General features: G+C 66.8%; 17 protein-coding genes. 8 read left to right on the plus strand and 9 right to left on the minus strand.

Annotation, left to right across the window (positions count from 1 at the left end):
* Positions 1–75 precede the first annotated feature (75 nt).
* A complete protein-coding gene (locus tag WBB07_RS22460) occupies positions 76–1,299 on the plus strand; it encodes a serine hydrolase domain-containing protein (protein ID WP_526310695.1) in 1,224 nt (407 codons plus the stop codon).
* Here WBB07_RS22460 and WBB07_RS22465 read toward each other — a convergent pair.
* From WBB07_RS22465 to WBB07_RS22480, 4 genes are all read right to left on the minus strand, one after another.
* On the minus strand, positions 1,296–2,102 hold the full coding sequence (locus WBB07_RS22465) for a carboxymuconolactone decarboxylase family protein (protein WP_526310725.1): 807 nt from the start codon (positions 2,100–2,102) through the stop codon (positions 1,296–1,298). The two genes, WBB07_RS22460 and WBB07_RS22465, sit on opposite strands and share 4 nt — an antisense overlap.
* 92 nt (positions 2,103–2,194) lie before the next feature.
* Positions 2,195–2,647: a hypothetical protein gene (locus WBB07_RS22470; RefSeq protein ID WP_526310697.1), complete on the minus strand. Its 453-nt coding sequence runs from the start codon at positions 2,645–2,647 to the stop codon at positions 2,195–2,197.
* A 72-nt stretch (positions 2,648–2,719) separates the two neighbouring features.
* A complete protein-coding gene (locus WBB07_RS22475; RefSeq protein WP_526310699.1) occupies positions 2,720–4,093 on the minus strand; it encodes a metallopeptidase TldD-related protein in 1,374 nt (457 codons plus the stop codon).
* 67 nt (positions 4,094–4,160) lie between these two features.
* Positions 4,161–5,678: a metallopeptidase TldD-related protein gene (locus WBB07_RS22480; protein WP_526310701.1), complete on the minus strand. Its 1,518-nt coding sequence runs from the start codon at positions 5,676–5,678 to the stop codon at positions 4,161–4,163.
* Positions 5,679–5,725: 47 nt separating this feature from the next.
* On the opposite strand from WBB07_RS22480, the gene WBB07_RS22485 reads away from it, so the two are divergent.
* Positions 5,726–6,214 carry a hypothetical protein gene (locus tag WBB07_RS22485; protein ID WP_526310703.1) on the plus strand — a complete coding sequence of 163 codons (489 nt, stop codon included), beginning with the start codon at positions 5,726–5,728 and terminating at the stop codon, positions 6,212–6,214.
* A gap of 51 nt (positions 6,215–6,265) precedes the next feature.
* Positions 6,266–6,967: an LpqN/LpqT family lipoprotein gene (locus tag WBB07_RS22490; RefSeq protein ID WP_526310705.1), complete on the plus strand. Its 702-nt coding sequence runs from the start codon at positions 6,266–6,268 to the stop codon at positions 6,965–6,967.
* A 39-nt stretch (positions 6,968–7,006) separates the two neighbouring features.
* Here WBB07_RS22490 and WBB07_RS22495 read toward each other — a convergent pair whose 3' ends face one another.
* The 3 genes from WBB07_RS22495 to WBB07_RS22505 form a co-directional block, all read right to left on the minus strand.
* A complete protein-coding gene (locus WBB07_RS22495) occupies positions 7,007–8,461 on the minus strand; it encodes a peptide MFS transporter (RefSeq protein WP_526310707.1) in 1,455 nt (484 codons plus the stop codon).
* 93 nt (positions 8,462–8,554) lie between these two features.
* Positions 8,555–9,397 (minus strand): energy-coupling factor transporter transmembrane component T family protein, encoded by an 843-nt coding sequence (locus WBB07_RS22500; RefSeq protein ID WP_526310709.1) that lies wholly within the window; start codon positions 9,395–9,397, stop codon positions 8,555–8,557.
* Positions 9,394–11,460: an ATP-binding cassette domain-containing protein gene (locus WBB07_RS22505; protein ID WP_526310711.1), complete on the minus strand. Its 2,067-nt coding sequence runs from the start codon at positions 11,458–11,460 to the stop codon at positions 9,394–9,396. Before WBB07_RS22505 ends, WBB07_RS22500 begins: the two co-directional genes overlap by 4 nt.
* A gap of 64 nt (positions 11,461–11,524) precedes the next feature.
* On the opposite strand from WBB07_RS22505, the gene WBB07_RS22510 reads away from it, so the two are divergent.
* Positions 11,525–11,968, plus strand: a complete 444-nt coding sequence (locus WBB07_RS22510) for a MarR family winged helix-turn-helix transcriptional regulator (RefSeq protein WP_526310713.1) — start codon at positions 11,525–11,527, stop codon at positions 11,966–11,968.
* A gap of 12 nt (positions 11,969–11,980) precedes the next feature.
* On the opposite strand, the gene WBB07_RS22515 is transcribed toward WBB07_RS22510, so the two are convergent.
* Complete coding sequence (locus WBB07_RS22515; RefSeq protein WP_526310715.1) at positions 11,981–12,694, minus strand: VIT1/CCC1 transporter family protein; 714 nt, start codon at positions 12,692–12,694, stop codon at positions 11,981–11,983.
* A gap of 90 nt (positions 12,695–12,784) precedes the next feature.
* On the opposite strand from WBB07_RS22515, the gene WBB07_RS22520 reads away from it, so the two are divergent.
* The 4 genes from WBB07_RS22520 to WBB07_RS22535 all read left to right on the plus strand — a co-directional run bounded on the left by WBB07_RS22520 (position 12,785) and on the right by WBB07_RS22535 (position 16,333).
* Positions 12,785–14,704 carry an acyl-CoA dehydrogenase family protein gene (locus WBB07_RS22520; protein WP_526310717.1) on the plus strand — a complete coding sequence of 640 codons (1,920 nt, stop codon included), beginning with the start codon at positions 12,785–12,787 and terminating at the stop codon, positions 14,702–14,704.
* Between the two features lie 104 nt (positions 14,705–14,808).
* Positions 14,809–15,492 carry a hypothetical protein gene (locus WBB07_RS22525; RefSeq protein ID WP_526310727.1) on the plus strand — a complete coding sequence of 228 codons (684 nt, stop codon included), beginning with the start codon at positions 14,809–14,811 and terminating at the stop codon, positions 15,490–15,492.
* Between the two features lie 68 nt (positions 15,493–15,560).
* On the plus strand, positions 15,561–16,064 hold the full coding sequence (locus tag WBB07_RS22530; RefSeq protein ID WP_526310729.1) for a cytochrome c oxidase subunit 3: 504 nt from the start codon (positions 15,561–15,563) through the stop codon (positions 16,062–16,064).
* Positions 16,064–16,333: a cytochrome C oxidase subunit IV family protein gene (locus tag WBB07_RS22535; protein ID WP_526310719.1), complete on the plus strand. Its 270-nt coding sequence runs from the start codon at positions 16,064–16,066 to the stop codon at positions 16,331–16,333. The genes WBB07_RS22530 and WBB07_RS22535 overlap by 1 nt, the downstream gene beginning before the upstream one ends.
* A 4-nt stretch (positions 16,334–16,337) precedes the next feature.
* Here the strand turns inward: WBB07_RS22535 and WBB07_RS22540 are convergent.
* Positions 16,338–16,802, minus strand: a 465-nt coding sequence (locus WBB07_RS22540; protein ID WP_526310721.1) for an LppP/LprE family lipoprotein, incomplete at its 5' end; no start/stop codon positions are given.

Here is a 16,802-nt window from a genome sequence, read left to right on the forward strand (position 1 = left end):
CGAATCGGCGTTACCACCGGCAGCACGGCGATACACTGCGCACACCACTCGACCTGCGAAGTAGGTGTCTGGCTGATGACGACCATGAGGTCGCGCCTGCGACTGATGACGGCCGCCGCTTGTGTCGCGATCCTGGCCTGCGCCCCGACCGCGGCCGCAGAGCCCGCGTCGGCGTTACGGTCCGTCGACCCGGCTCGGCTACAGGCCGTTGTCGATGCCGCGGCGCGGGACATGCTGGTGCCGGGGGCACTGGTGCTGGTACGCACCCCAGCGGGCACCGTCACCGCCGGCGTCGGCACCACCGAGCTCGATGCTCGGACTCCGCCACAGGCCGATACACATTTCCGGATCGCGTCGAACACCAAAACCATGACCGCCGCACTGATCGTGCTGATGGCCCAAGACGGCGTCCTGGCTCTCGACGACCCCATCACAAAGTATGTCCCCGGTGTGCCGAACGGCGAGAACATCACCCTTGCCCAGTTGCTGACCATGCGCAGCGGCTTGTACGGCTACACCGACGCCCCCGAACTGGCCGCCGCGTTGGACGCCGACCCGGCCAAGTCCTGGACCCCCGAAGAGGTGCTGGCATTTGCCTACCAGCGGCCGCCGCGGTTCACCCCAGGCGCCGAATACGACTACAGCAACACCAATTACGCACTGCTGGGCCTGGTTGCCGAGCAGGTCGGCGGACGACCGCTGAACGTGCAATTCCGGGAACGCTTGTTTGCACCCCTGAGCCTGGACAACACGACGCTGCCCGACGCCGGTGACACCGGTCTGCCCGTCCCCTATTCACATGGCTATATGTACGGCGGAACATCTCATGCGCTGACGGATTCTGACTATCCCGAGGACATCCAGGCGGCCGCGCACGCCGGGACGCTGCGTCCGGTGGACTACACGCACCAGAATTCGTCGTATGCCACCGCAGCCGGCGGGGCCATCTCGACCGCCGCCGACTTGGCTGTCTGGATACGGGGTCTGGTGTCCGGCAATGTATTCGGACCCGAATATCAACAATTGTGGCTCGATAGCCTGATCCCGGAGGAGCCTTCGGATCCCGACGGGAAGAAGTACGGGTACGGTATCGCCCACCAGCAGTTCGGGCCACACGCGGCGATGTACTACCACGGCGGCGAGATGCCTGGTTTCAACTCGTTCATGGGCCATGACCCGGCCAATGAGGTGACGCTGGCGATCTGGACCAACCTCACCTTGTCACCGGACGGGCAAACCACCGCAAATGCCTTGCTGCCCACCGTATTACGCGAGATCTACAACGACCTCGATTTCTAGCGGTACACGGGTTGCCCGTCAGCACCGATGACATACCGCTCGGTGCCTTCCGGCACTCGCGGGGTGTCGGCGCCGAACGCCACCGCAATCTTGTTGCAGGCGTTGCGCATGACGTCGAAGGTGAGCTCGGTGGCTTGTGTATCGGTGAAATGGGTGCGTACCCCGCCGGCGGTCTGCACCGGGATGTGCGCCGGTGTCCAGATCAGGGCGTCGACATAACGCAGTGCCGCTTTGTGTTGGTTGTTCAACAGATCCGACGCCTCGTAGTGCGCGATATCGTCGTACAGCGTCTCGGACCCGCCGGCGTCGAGCGCGGTCCCGTCGCGCAGTGACCGGCACAATCGGCAGTTGTGTTGCACCGCGCCCCGCAATCGGACGATTTCGGTGGTCACGGGATCGAGGGTCGCCAGCTGCGCCACTGCCGGCGCGAAGCCGTTGAGCAGCAGGTCACCGGGATCGGTGTGCTGATCCCAGTGCTCGGGCGCCGGCGGCACGGTCAACCCCAGTGCGGACAGACCGGCCAACACCCGCGGCCCGAAGTCGGCGACGAAGATCAGCGCGGCCACCGCAAACGCGGTGTCACCGGTCGCCGCCAGAAAGGCCGATCGCTGCTCGGCGCTCAGCACCGAGACGTCGACGCTGAATTGTTCGGCAAACGCCAGCACAGCTGCATCCGCAGCCGGGATGGCATCGGCTGGCAACGGAGCCAGGCCCAGCGTCGCCGCACAGGTCTGGCGCACCGCGGCATTGACGTCGGCGAGCGCGGTCGGCGACAGTGCCCGGAGGGCGGTGAACTCAGAGATCACCGCCCCAGCCTGCCGCGAGCGCGCAGATTTGTACGCGGTTTACGGCGTGTTGCCGTACAGACCCGCGCGGTCGCGGAGGTGGTGAGTGGTTACGGGGCGGGGACGGTTATACAGACGTCACCGACACAGCCGCCGCCACCTTCAGGGCCGCCGCTACCGCCGCCGACACCGGGAATGGTGCCGCCGCCGCCCTCAGGGCCGCCGCCACCGGTCGGACCACCGGGTATGCCGCCACCACCGCCTTCAGGACCGCCGCCACCGGTCGGACCACCGGGAATGGTGCCACCACCGCCTTCAGGACCGCCACCACCGGTCGGACCACCGGGCATGCCGCCTTCACCTCCGGGTGGAAGCGGAGCCTCGGTGCCGGTCGTGGTGACAGGGGCTTCCGTGGTCGTGGTCGTGGTGGTTGTCATCTCCGACGTGGTGTCGGTGGTTGTGGTCGTCTCGTCGGTGTCGCCACTACTGCCGCATCCGACCAGCAGTGTCATCGCGGCGGCGCCGGCGAACAGGGCATATCCGGTCCTGGCTGATGTCCTCATCGATCCCCTCCCTGGGCTCTGGTGCTAAAGGGCTATACCCAAAGCGATGAGACGGAAACGGGACCGGGCGGACTACTGGGCCTGGCTCACCGACGACATGTGGAAATCGGGGATCCGCAGGCTCGGCATGGTGGCGCGAGTGGCCCAATCACCCCACTCGCGTGGCAGGGTGGGTTCGGCTACGCCCGCTTCGGTGGCGCGGCGCAGCAGATCCAGCGGGCTCTCGTTGAACCGGAAGTTGTTGACGGCAGCGGTGACCTGCCCGTCCTCGACGAGGTACACACCATCGCGAGTGAGCCCCGTCAGCAACAGTGTGGTGGGGTCGACCTCGCGCATGTACCAGAAGGTGGTCAGCAGCAGTCCGCGTTCGGTCGCAGCAACCATGTCCGCCAACTGCGCGGTACCACCGGACATCATCAGGTTCGTCGCCGGCATCGCCACCGGCGCATCGAACTCGGCGGCCAGCGCCCGCGGGTAAGCCAGCGCGTTGATCACCCCATCACGGATCCAGTCCACCCGTGGGATCGGCACCCCGTTGTCGAACACCGAGATCCGATCCGAGGAACTGCCGGTGTACACAAACGGCGCACATTCCTGGCCTGGCTCAACAGGATCGGAGTACAGGGTCAGCGGCAGATCCGTGAGCCGCTCACCCACCCGGGTCCCGCCACCGGGCGCCGACAGTGCGGTGCGGCCTTCCTGGGCGCCGCGCCCATCCATCGACCAGCCGAGATAGATCATCATGTCGGCCACCGTCGACGGCGGCATCAGCGTCTCATATCGACCTGCAGGCAATTCGACTGTGCGCGAGGCCCATCCGAGTCGGGTGTGCAAGTCTTCGAGTAGCTGGTCGGTAGGCACGTCGACAAACCACGGTGTGCTGACCCCGGCCCATGCGCTGGCGTCGCCGCGTTTGGCGTTGATCTCCACGGTGCCCGTCGGCTGGGTGAACCGGCGCCGCACTCCCGTCGAGGTCGCCAGCCACGTCGTCTCTACGAAGTGGTGGGCAAAACCGTAAAGCTGGTCGGGACCGGAGAACCCCCGGGCCAGCGCATCGGCGACCGAACCGAACACCTCGGCGCCGGTGCCCGGAGCAGGCTCATCCCAGTCCTCGGGCTCACCGGAATCCACCAGCAACGGGAAACCGTCGCGGGCCTCGGGGGCAGACCGGGCGGCCAGCTGCGCCGCGGTCACCAGCACGCCGATGTTGTCGGGGTCGACATCGGTGGACCGAACCGAGCCGACGTGTGCGGTGTCGCCTAGCCGGACAACAGAGATCACCGTCGTCGACCGGCTGATCGCCACCCCGTTGGTGGTCATCGAATTACCGGCCCAGCGAAGCGACGCATCGGTGACATCGGTGACCAGCACAATCGTCTCGTCGGCACCGCTGCCCTGACCGGCGGCGGCCAGGGCGATGTCGATGACCTTCGGCGCGGGAATCATCGGCCACTCCTGTCCACTGCTGCTTCACTTTCTGCACTACGCGGCATGCTCGTCCGGCCGTGGCTCATCACCCGCGGCCCCCTTCGGTACGGGTGTTGAGCACATTCACACCGCGGAACAGCGCCGACGGACAGCCGTGACTGACCGCCGCCACCTGCCCGGGCTGCGCCTTGCCGCAGTTGAACGCCCCGCCCAGCACCCAGGTCGACAGACCGCCCACGGCCTCCATCGAATTCCAGAAATCAGTGGTGGTGGCCTGGTAGGCGACATCGCGCAGTTGCCCGTCGAGCCTGCCATCGCGGATCTTGTAGAACCGCTGCCCGGTGAATTGGAAGTTGTAGCGCTGCATGTCGATCGACCAGCTCTTGTCACCGACGATGTAGATCCCGTCCTCGACCCGGGAGATCAGGTCCGCGGTGGAAATGTCCTCGGCGGCCGGCTGCAGCGATACGTTGGCCATCCGCTGGATCGGCACATGGTGCGGCGAATCCGCATACGAGCAGCCATTGGACCGTGATTGCCCGAGCCGCGGCGCGAACACCCGGTCCAGCTGGTAGCCGACAAAGATCCCGTCGCGCACCAGGTCCCAGCTCTGGGCCTGCACACCTTCGTCGTCGTACCCGATGCTGGCCAGGCCGTGCTCGACGGTGCGGTCGGCGGTCACCGTCATCACCGGTGAGCCGTAGCGCATGGTCCCCAGCTTGTCCGGGGTGGCAAACGACGTCCCCGCGTAGGCGGCCTCGTAGCCGATGGCCCGGTCGTATTCGGTTGCGTGGCCGATGGATTCGTGGATCGTCAACCACAGGTTGGTCGGGTCGATCACGAGGTCGGTGGGACCGGCCACCACCGAAGGCGCTTTGACCTTCTCGGCCAACAGCACCGGAAGCTGCGCCAGCTCGTCGGTCCAGTTCCACACGTCGTCGCCGGCGAGCACCTCCCAGCCCCGCCCGTACGGCGGCGCCAAGGTGCTCATCGATTCGAACGAGCCGGCGGCCGCATCCACGGCGATGGCCTCCAGCACCGGCTCCACCCGCACCCGTTGCTGGGTGATCGACGAGCCGAAGGTGTCGGCGTAGAAGGTCTGTTCTTTGACCGCGCGCATACCCGCCGACACATGGTCGACCCCGTCGGCGGCCAGCAGCCGCCCCGAGTGCTCGCGGAGCACTCCGATCTTGTCCGCCGTCGGCACATCGAAGGGGTCGATGAGGTAGCTCGACACCCAGGTGGCGTCGCGATACACGGGTTCGGCGGCAAGATCGATGTGTTCGGTGTTGAGCGGGCCCAATGCGGTGGCCACCGAAACGGCCCGTCGGGCGGTGTCGGCGGCCACGTCCGGCGACAGTTCGGCGTGCGAGGCAAACCCCCAGGTCCCGTTGACGATCACCCGGACCGCAACGCCGATCTCACGGTTCTCCACCGCGCTTTCCAGCTCACCGTCCCGCAGCGCGATGTTCTCGTCGGTGATTCGGTGAATACGCAGGTCGGCGTAGCTGGCGCCGGCCTGCAACGCGGCGCTCAGTGCTGCGTCGGCGAGCGCGCGGCGGGGCAGGTCCAAGAAGGCGGGGTCAACGGAGCGATCACTCACGGTTTCCCACCGTAACCAATGCGCGGTCGACACGGCGGTGCCCGGGTGTGAAAAACTGGGCGGCGATGGCCACCGACCTGACACCCGAATTGCGGACCGAGATCGAACAGTTTCTGCGAAGCGGCGGAACCGGCCTCAGCCACGGCGAGGTGTTCCGCGGCATCGAGGACGGACTCACCGCCGAGCAGATCGCCTCGGCTCACCGGACCGGCGCCGACAACGTCCAGGCGTTGATGAAGAGCCTGCAGCACCTGCTGGTCGGCACCATTCCGGCCAGCCGAACCGCGGCCAGGACCAATGCCATGGCCTATCGGGACCTGTTGAAGCGTCCGGTGTCACCGGAGCTGGCAGACTTCGCCACGGCGCGGCTGCGCCGGCTCGAGGAGATCAACCCCGACATCAACCAGTCTCCGGCGCCCACCCGGTCCCGGCGCTCCGCCGCAAAGCCGGCGGCCGCACCGGCCGCCCGGTCGGAACCACGCCTACCGCCGGTGTGCCCGGACTGCTTCGAGGCCCACGCCGGCGAGTGCGTCTGACACGTTCAGAGTTCGGCCGCCCCGGGCGGCGGCGCCCCTAAACTGTCAGGCGTGAACTCGAAGACGATCGTCGGACTCGCCGCCACCGTTGCCGTACTGGGACTCGCCGGATGCGGTTCTTCCGACAACACCGGAGAGGCCACCAGCGCGTCGGAGGTCACTTCTTCCTCGGCAGCACCGGAGTCCACCGACCTTCCGGCACCGACCACGGCGTCGCCGACCCCGGCAGCACCGCCGACGATGTCGATTTCGGAGTATCTGAAGAGCGAAGGCATCACCGAAACCCCGGCACGCCCCGGCGACCCGGGCGCCCCGACGATCCAGATGTCCACCCCGGCAGGTTGGGAGCCGGCCATCGACGTGCCCGGCGACCCGTTCTGGGCCGTCACGCTGATACAGGCCAGCGCACCGGCGAACCCGCCGATCATCAAGGCCACGCTGACCAAACTCAGCGAGGACGTCTCGATGCCGACGATCTTCCAGTACGCCCCTGGGGAATTGGAGAACCTGCCCGGATACGAAGGCATGGGCGCCGGCGGTGACGGCAAACTCGGCGGGCTACAGGCTCATCAGATCGGCGGCATGTTCGACGACAACGGCGTCAAGTCGCTGGTTGCGCAGAAGACGTTGGTGATCAAGTCTCCGGGCGGATCGTATCTGCTGCGGGTACGTGCCAGCGGGCCCGAGGTCGACGCCCCGGCGCTGGTCTCGGCGACCGGCGACCTCGACGACAAAACGGTGATCACGCCCTGACCTGACGGCCCCGGGCAGCCGGCCGATCGGGTGTTGTTGTCAGTGCACACCTTCCATGTGCCGGCTGATCCACGGCGCGATGGCAAACGTGATGCCGCCGACAGCCACAGTGACGGCGCCCAGAGTGCCGAAGTAGGCAACCTCGTTGGCCGGGTCGTAATAGCCCGACAGCACCCCCGACATCGAGGTCCCCAAACCCACGGACAAGAAGTACAGCGCCATCATCTGCGCCCGGAAGGCAACGGGCGCAAGCTTTGTGGTGACCGACAGTCCGATCGGCGACAGCAGCAGCTCCGAGATGGCAAACACGGCGAGGATCGCGAAGACGATGAGCGCCGGCACCGATTGGCCCGGAATACCGGCCAGCGGCACAAAACACAGGAACGCCAGCCCCATGCCGATGACACCGTAGGAGAACTTCCGGGGAGTTGTGGGGGCCCGGCTGCCCAGCTTTGTCCACATGATCGCGAACAACGGTGACAGCGCGATCACCCACACCGGCTCGAAGGAGCCGACCCAGCTCGACGGTGCGGTCCAACCGAAGATCGACCAGTTCATCCGCTTGTCGGAGTACACCGCGAGCACGGTGAAGATCTGCTGGAACAGCGACCAGAACACCGCGTTGGCGATGAACAACGGAACGAAGGCACGCAGCCTGACCCGTTCGACGTCGGTCACCCGGGCACTACCCAGCATGATCACGAAGTAACTGATCGCCGCGATGACGATGACACCGGTGGTCACCTGCGAGATGTTCGCCAACGTCACCCAGCCCAGGGCGATGACAGCGGCGACGACAACCACGCCGCCGACCACTACGGCCACCGTCTTCATGACCGCGCTGCGCGGCAACGGGTTCGGCACCTCCCGGCCGTGGGAGCCAAGATTGCGACGGAACACCACGTACTGGGCCAGCCCCAGAGCCATGCCGACGGCGGCAGCTCCGAAACCGACGTGGAAACCTACCCGGGTCTGCAACAAGCCGGTGATGAGCGGGCCGACAAACGCGCCCAGGTTGATTCCGAGATAGAACAGGGTGAACCCGCCGTCAGCGCGAGCGTCATCCTTGGCGTACAGGGTGCCCAGCAGCGACGAAGCGTTCGCTTTCAGCGCGCCCGAACCCAGAGCCACCAACGTCAGACCCACGCCGACACCGGCCATCGCGGGCAGTACCGCCAGCGCGATGTGCCCGGCCATCACCACGATGCCGCCGTAGAACACCGTGCGCTCCATACCGAGCAGCCGGTCGGCGACCCAGCCGCCCAGCACCGTGGCCAGATAGACCAGGCCGCCGTACGCACCGACGATGCCGGTGGCCGTGGCCTGCGGCAAGCCCAGGCCTCCGTCGGTCACCGAGTAGTAGAGGTAGTAGCCCAGGATGGTCAACATCCCGTAGAAGGAGAACCGCTCCCACAACTCGACACCGAACAGGTTCGTCAGGCCGATCGGATGACCGAACACCGTTCGCTGCGCGTCTTGTTCCTGCATTGCCATCGGCCCACCCTGCCACCCTCGCGACCCCTTGGCAGCCCAATTCGAACTCACGCTCGGAAGCCTGGGGTCCAGTTGGTGGCGAATAAAATTCGGTCAGCGGGACGAGCTGGTACCCAGCACCGTCAGTTCGGCCACCAACGCCAGCGCACACACCACCGCCACGATCACCAACGTGATCCAGTCACGTCGCGCCGGTTTGGACGGCGCCGCCGAGATCTGACCGGTGCCGCCGCGCGCGGAGATGGCATCGCCCATCTCGTCGCCGCGGCGCAAGCTGACGGTGATGGCCGCGGCCAGCAGATCCACCAGGTCCGATGCCCAGCGCCGCCGCCGCTCCCGCCGTGTCTTCAGCAGCGGGCGTGGCCGCAGTTTCCGCGCCGCGAACAGCACTCGGAACTCGTCGATCAACATCGGGAATGCCCGCAGCGCCAATGCCAGCGTCACCGCCCACTCGTCGACCGGAATGCGAAGCCGTCGCAACGGACGCCCGAGAGTGGCGACCGCGGGTGCAACCTCGGCAACATTTGTGGTCCACGACACCATGGCACCCAGCCCGAGCAGCACGATGGACAGCGCAGTGATCCGTAGGAAGTTCAACAGCCCACCGAGCCCGACGGTCACCGACCCGACCGCAATCTCTGGCGCACCACCGGCGAACGACGCCGTCAACGCCCCGACGAACAGGAAGATCCACAGCCACACCGGCACCGACGGCAAGACCCCACGCTGGATCCGGGCCAGCCGTGCGGCCACGAACACCAGCAGCGCCGCCAGTGCAATCGGAACCCAACCTGGATAGAACGTCATCAACACCCCGAGCACAAACACCACGATCAGCTTCGTGCCGGCCCACAGCCGGTGGATGACGGTGTCGCCGGGCACCGGGCGCAGCAGCACCACCGACCGCGGTGTCTTGTTGCGCGGCACAGACGTCATGCCATCCCTCCCGCCGGCGTCGCCGCCGGCTCCATCACACCGTCGCGCAGGTGCAGGATGCGCGGACACAGGTCTTCCAGGCCCACAAAATCGTGGGAGATCACCACGACGGTCAGGCCCGAATTGCGGCGCAGATCCTCCAGCAGCCGCAGCAGCCCGGCCTGACTCTCGGCATCCAGACCGGCCAACGGCTCGTCGAGGATCAACGCCTTGGGTTTGCGGGCCAACAGACCCGCCAGCACCACTCGCCGCATCTGGCCGCCCGAAAGCTGGTCGGTGCGACGCCGGGCCAATGCGGCATCCAGGCCGACGGCGGCCAGTGCGGCCACCACCCGCGCGCGGTCCCGATGCGAGAAACCGGCCGCCGATGCCACCTCGAGGTCGACGCGGGCGCGCATCAGCTGCAGCCGCGCCGCCTGGAACGACAGCGCCACCGACCCCACCTGCTCGTGCGCCGGTAAACCATCGACGAGCGCGGTACCGAACGTGGGGACGGCCAGACCGGCCATGATCCAGGCCAGCGTCGATTTACCGGAGCCGTTACCGCCGTGGATCAGCACGCCGTCGCCCTCGTGCACGGTGAAACTGATGTCGTGCAGCGCCGGTTTGGCCCACGGGGTGCCGGTGCCGTACTCGTGGCTCACCCGGTCCAATTCGAGCACCGGGGTACCTGAAGGGGTCCGGCCTTCCCCGACGATGCGTCCCGCGCCGTTGGCCACGGTGGCGGCGGGGGCAGCGGCGGTCTCGACCATGGCCCGGTTGTCCAGCGAAGCGCTGAGATCGACGGCGCGGTCGGCGGTGTCGGCTTCGTTGTTGTAGTGCGTGATGTGCACCAGCGTCATCTCACGGTGTTCGGTGAGCCCGGAGAGCACCTCGAGCAGTCCCTCCCGGCCGGCCTGATCCACCATGCTGGTCACCTCGTCGGCGATCAGCAGCGCCGGTTCGCGGGCCAGCGCGGCGGCGACCGCCAGGCGCTGCAACTCCCCGCCGGACAGGCCACCGGTGTCCCGCTCCCCCATCCCGGTCAGGCCGACTTCACCGAGTAGGCCATCCACGTCGGTCTGGGTGCCCGGCGGCAGACCCCACACCACGTCGTCGGCGACTCGGGTGCCCAGCACCTGGCTCTCCGGGTGCTGCATGATCACCGCGGTGCCACCCACCCGGCCGAGCCCGACCACCCCGGCACGCTCGATGGTGCCCGCCGTGGGTGTGCGGCCGGCCAGCAGCAGCATGAGTGTGGTCTTGCCGGAGCCGTTGGCGCCGACCACGGCAACATGCTCGCCGACGCCGATATCGAGGCTGGTCCGGGGAAGCGCGTCGTGTTCGGCCTGCGGGTACCGGAACGAGACGTCACGCAAGTGCGCCGGGACCGGACCGGGGACGCCGGGTTCCTCGACGAGATCGAGCTTGTGAACGTCCGGCACGCCACGGAGGCGGTGCAGCACCTTCGACAGCGCCCACCAGCCGAGCAGCGAGACGAACATGATCGCGAAGATGGAGTAGCCCATCATCAACCACGGCCAGTAGCTGAGCGCAGTCTGGAAGAAGACCTTGAAATCCTGCGACGCCTGCTCGAAACCGGGAATCCGGGCGAACACCGCCGCCGTGCCGTCGACGTTGGCCGTCATCGAGGCGAAGATCAGGTGACGCAGCCGGGACAGGATGAGCAGTGCCCCGATGACAAAAAATCCGAACAGCACGCCGGCGATGAATGAGGCAAAGACCACCGTGGGGGTGCCGCGGCCCCGACGTCGGACGATGCCGGCGAGCCCCCCGATGTAGGCGCAGTTGAACACCGTCATGAACCCGCCCATGCCCGCGATGAGGAAGGCAACGATGCCCGCGGCGACGGCCGCGGCGATCAGTACGCGGATCCGGTAGCGATACGCCAGCAGCGCCATCGGGACCGTCCCCAGTAGGGACAACCCGGCGGCGAACGGGACGACAACGGCGATGATCGCGGTGGCGGCACACAGTGCGGCCATCACGGCTGCTTGTGCGGTTTCCGCGGGACGCAATGACCTTGCCGGACTCGGCTCAGCGGCCGGGGGGCTCGAGATCATTCCTCAATACTGCCAGCCAGCTGACAGATTGAAATGCATAGCATTGCTATGTACTCTGTCGGTCATGACGTCTGTGGGTCCCGACACTACCGGCCTGGGGGCTGATTTCCTCAGCGTTGTGGCGCGATTGAACAGGTTGGCGACCCAGCGAACTCAGCTGCCCCTGCCCTGGGCACAGGCGCGGCTGTTGTCAACCGTCGAGGACCGAGGTGAGGCGCGGATCTCGGATCTGGCCGAACTGGACCATTGCTCACAGCCCACGATGACCACCCAGGTGCGACGCCTCGAAGACGTCGGCCTGGTCACCCGCACCGCCGACCCCGGCGACGCCAGGGCCGTCCTGATCCGGATCACCGAACGCGGTCGCGAAGTACTCGAGCAGGCGCGAGTGGACCGCGCGGCGGTGATCGACCCGGTCCTGGCGCAGCTGAGCGCCGAGGAGCGCGACGCCCTGAGCACCGCGGTCGGCGTGATGCGACGCATGTTGGAGATCGCTCAGAACAGCTGAGCTGCGCCGGGACTAGCCGACGGCCACGCCGATGAGATGCCCGACAACATACGTGGCCGCGATCGCAACACCACCAAAAACCAGCTGCCGCAAGCTGGCCCAGTACCACGGCTTACGGGTGAACTTGGCCGCCAGCCCCCCGGCGATCAGCAGACCCACCCCGCCGCAGACCAGGCCCGCCCACAGCGACGGGTAACCGAGCAGAAACGGCAGCAGCGGAATGATGGCGCCGATCGCGAACATCACGAAGGACGACCCCGCGGCCACCCAGGGTGAGGGCTTTTCGTTGGGATCGACACCGAGTTCCTGGACGAGGTGGAAGTTGGTGGCCTGCGCCTCGTCGCGGTGCAATTCCTCGGTGGCCTGCTTGGCGGTCGGTTCCGTCAGCCCCATCTTCATCAACATCGAGACCAACTCGGCCTTCTCGCCTTGAGGGTTGCCCCGAATCGAGCGCCGCTCGACCCTGACCTCCGAGTCGACCTGTTCGTTGGCCGTCGTCACCGACGTGTACTCCCCGAGTGCCATCGAGAACGCGCCGGCCAGCAGACCGGCCACACCCGCCAGCACCACGGCCTCGGCACTGGCGGCGGCGGCCACACCGGCGATCAGGGCGGTGTTGGACACCAACCCGTCCATCGCCCCGAAGGTGGCCGCACGCAACCACCCGCCGCTGACATCGGAGTGGGTGTGGTCGAAGTCGTGAGGCAGGCCGATCTGCTCAGTCATGCCGTCATTTAACGCCACCGGAGTGGCCGGGGCCGGACTTGTTTGCGGCATCACAGTTTGACTCGGCCGACGGCGGGCTACCGTCTGAACATGACCACCACTGCGGAGCATCTCCGGGACGCCCTCGACGGCCGCTGGCGCGATTGCAAGAACGCCGTGCGCAAGGAACTCTCCGGTGACATCTTCAGACCGCACTACACGCCGAACACGGTCATCGCCCGCACCAAAGTGGCCGAACAGCTCCGCATCATGGCCGCTCACGGCGCCGCCGAGGACGGGTTCAAGAAGGAGCACGGCGGCAACGGCGATGTGGGCGCCGCGGTCACCCGGATCGAGATGCTGGCGATGAGTGACCTGTCACTGATGGTCAAGGCAGGTGTGCAGTGGGGGTTGTTCGGCGGAGCGATCGAGAACCTGGGGACCGAACGCCACCATCAGGCCTACGTCCGACGCATCATCAACCTCGACCTGCTGGGCTGTTTTGCCATGACCGAGACCGGCCACGGCAGCGATGTGCAGTCCCTGGAAACGACGGCCACCTACGATCCGAAGACCGAAGAGTTCATCATCGACTCGCCCACCCCGTCGGCACGCAAGGACTACATCGGCGGCGCGGCGCAGACGGCCACCGTGGCAGCGGTTTTCGCCCAACTCATCACACCAGATGGCACCGGCCACGGCGTGCACTGTTTTGTCGTGCCGCTGCGCGACGACAACGGCAACGACCTACCCGGCATCACCACCTCTGACTGCCACTACAAGGGCGGGCTGCCCGGAGTGGACAACGGCCGCATCATCTTCGACCAGGTCCGGATTCCGCGGGACAACCTGCTCAACCGCTACGCCGACGTCGCCGCCGACGGCACCTACAGCTCCCCGATCGAAAACCCCGGACGCCGCTTTTTCACCATGCTGGGCACCCTGATCCGCGGCCGGGTGACCGTGGGGGGCAGCGCCGGCGCCGCGGCCCGGGTCGCGCTGGACATCGCGACCCGCTATGCGTTGCAGCGCAAGCAGTTCAACGCACCGGGTGACGACGACGAAGTGCTGATCATGGATTACCTGGTGCACCAGCGCCGACTGTTCCCGCTGATCGCCAAGTCCTATGCCCTGCAGTTCGCGCAGAACGAGCTGGTGGCCCGGTGTCACGAGCTGCAATCTTCGGACAACCCCGACGCCGAGGAGCAGCGTGAACTGGAGTCGCGGGCGGCGGGACTGAAGGCGGCCAGTACCTGGCATGCCAGCACCGCCATCCAGGAAGCGCGCGAAGCCTGCGGTGGCGCAGGCTATCTCGCCGAGAACAGGCTGATCGCACTGCGCGCCGACACCGACGTGTTCACCACCTTCGAGGGTGACAATCACGTGCTCACCCAGCTGGTGGCGAAGGAGCTGCTGACCGCGTACGCCGACGACATCAAGGGCATGAGCCCGGTGGAGTGGGTGCGCTTTGCCGCCAACTTCGCCGGCGAGCGGGTGATGAAACGTACGGCAGCCGAGACGATCATCCAGACCGTCCTGGACTCCCGCCAGGACAACGAGGAGGAAGGCAGCCTCTTCAACCGCGGTACACAGGTCAAGATGTTCGAAGACCGCGAGGAGTACATCATCGCCTCGGTGGCCCGACGGCTGCAGGGCAAGTCGAAGGAAATGTCGGCGTTCGACGCCTTCAACGCGGTACAGGACCACGTGCTGCACGCGGCGAAGGCACACATCGACCGAATCATCCTGGAGGCGTTTGTCGCCGGTATCGAAACCTGCGAGGACGACGACGCCCGCGAGATCCTGGGCCTGGTGTGCGACCTCTACGCCCTCAGCGTCATCGAGGACGACAAGGCCTGGTTCGTCGAACACCGGTTCCTGTCCACAGAACGGGCCAAGGCCGTCACCCGCGGTATCAACGACCGCTGCCGCAAGCTGCGCCCTCATGCCGAGTTGCTGGTCGACGGTTTCGGGATCCCCGAACAGCTGCGGTACGCCGAGATGCTGCACCCGGAGAACCTGCCCGAATAGCGCCATCACTTTTGGCAAAATTGCCATAACCGGTGGGGTCGCGCAGTAGCCTCAGCGCCGTGGAGCTGAGGCTGCAGCGAATCGGCGCATGGTGCGGGACCGTCATGCTGGTGCTCTACGGCACCTGCTTCTCCGGGGTCGCCAAGATGTTCCCGCCGCTGTCACCGGTGGCGTCCGCCGACGACATCGCCGGCTTCTACATCGACAACAAGATCCTGATCCGCCTCGGGGTCGCCGGCTGCATCCTCACCGCGGTGATCGCACTGCCGTTTTTGGCCACGCTGGTCCTGCGGATCCGTCGCGCCGAAGGCCAGTGGGGCATGCTGTCGATGACCCAACTCTTCGCCGCCACCATTTTTGTTCCGGCACTGCTGTTTCCGTTCCTGATCATGGCCGCCGCGGCGTTCCGGCCCGAGACCCGGCCCGTGGAGATCACCCAGGCTCTCAACGACGCGTTCTGGCTGATGTTCATCGGCATCGTCGGAACCATTGTCGTGCAGAACATCTCGTTGGCCATCGCGTCGTTCACCGATGCCGGCGATCCGCCGACGTTCCCCCGCTGGTACGGCTACTTCAACCTGTGGGTGGCGCTGCTGTCACTGCCCGGCTGTGTGGTGGTGGTCTTCAATGACGGCCCGCTGGCCTGGCACGGGGTGTTCGCGTTCTACATCCCGGGGCTGGCCCTGACGCTGTGGATGTTCACCACCACCTATGTGCTGCTGCGCGGGATCAGCGCCCAGCAGCGCGCCGAACGGCAGTCGGAGCCGACGCCGGCCGCCGCGTCGTGACCACAACGGCGCAGACTCGGCGGCGCACCCCCGGCGAGCAGGGCACCTGGGTGTTCCTCTTCGGCGACATGCTGGTGTTTGCGGTGTTCTTCGGCACGTTCCTGGTCGAACGTGCCGGAGCACCAGAGGTTTTTGATGCCGGACGCCAGACCCTGCACCTGGACATCGGGCTGATCAACACCCTGGTGCTGTTGACCAGCTCCCTGTGTGTGGTGGTGTACCTGGGCGCGCTGCGCGACGGGGCCACCGCCCTGGCCGCTCGGGCCGTCACCACCGCCATCGGGTTCGGCGTGCTGTTCGCCGCGCTGAAAATCTACGAGTACGTCGCCCTGGCCTCCGCCGGCTTCGGACCCGGCACCAGCAACTTCTACATGTATTACTTCATCCTCACCGGTCTACACCTGTTCCACGTGTGCGTCGGCATCACGGTGCTGGCGCTGCTGCTGACCCAGACGCGGCGCACCGAACTCAGCGCCACCCGGATGGCACTGATCGAAGGCGGCGGCTGCTTCTGGCATCTGGTGGACCTGCTGTGGATCGTCCTGTTCCCGCTGCTGTACCTGGTGAGCTGATGAACGCCCTGCACTACGTCGGCAACCGCGCCGGGACGAGCTGGCTGATCCTGGTGGCCGCGACGCTGGCGTCAGCGCTTGTCGGGGCCGACCACGGCACCGGATCGATGATCGCCGTGGTGGTGCTGGCGATCGCCGCGATCAAGGTGCGTCTGGTCGGCCTGGACTTCATGGAACTGCGGCACGCACCGATTCCGCTGCGAGTGGCGTTCGAGGGGTATTGCCTGGCGCTGTGGGCCGGGCTCTCGGGCCTCTATCTGTGGCTGTGAGCCGTCAGGGATCCGGAATCGGGTCGAGGGCCTCGAGCCCGCCGCCCGCGCCGATGCGGAAGCGCACGGTGCCCAAGCCCGTCGGGCAACAGTTGGGCTCGTCACCGACCAACCACTGGTACTGCACCAGCACGGCTTCCGGGCCCGACGGCAGCACTGTGATGTACGGCCTGGGATCCGATGTCGGCGTACCGAGCGGGGTGTTGCGGTCGAAGAACAGCACCTGCTGCGGGGACGACGCCGTCCCACCGTCGACCGTGGTCAATACCCACTGCAGGCGGCAGTCGTCGGCATGGCCCCGGGCGGTCTCGACCCACGGGCCGGCGGGCAGGGTCGCGATCGCGGCCGCGATGACGTCGGGTGCCGGGCTGTCGGCCCCGGCGCAGCCGCCTGCAGCCGACGGTGGCGGGGCCGGCGGGGAGAACCCGCACCCGACCACAACCAGAGCGCTCGAAGCGCTGATCAGTGC

It is taken from the genome of Mycobacterium sp., from assembly GCF_049647605.1.
Taxonomy (GTDB): Bacteria; Actinomycetota; Actinomycetes; order Mycobacteriales; family Mycobacteriaceae; genus Mycobacterium.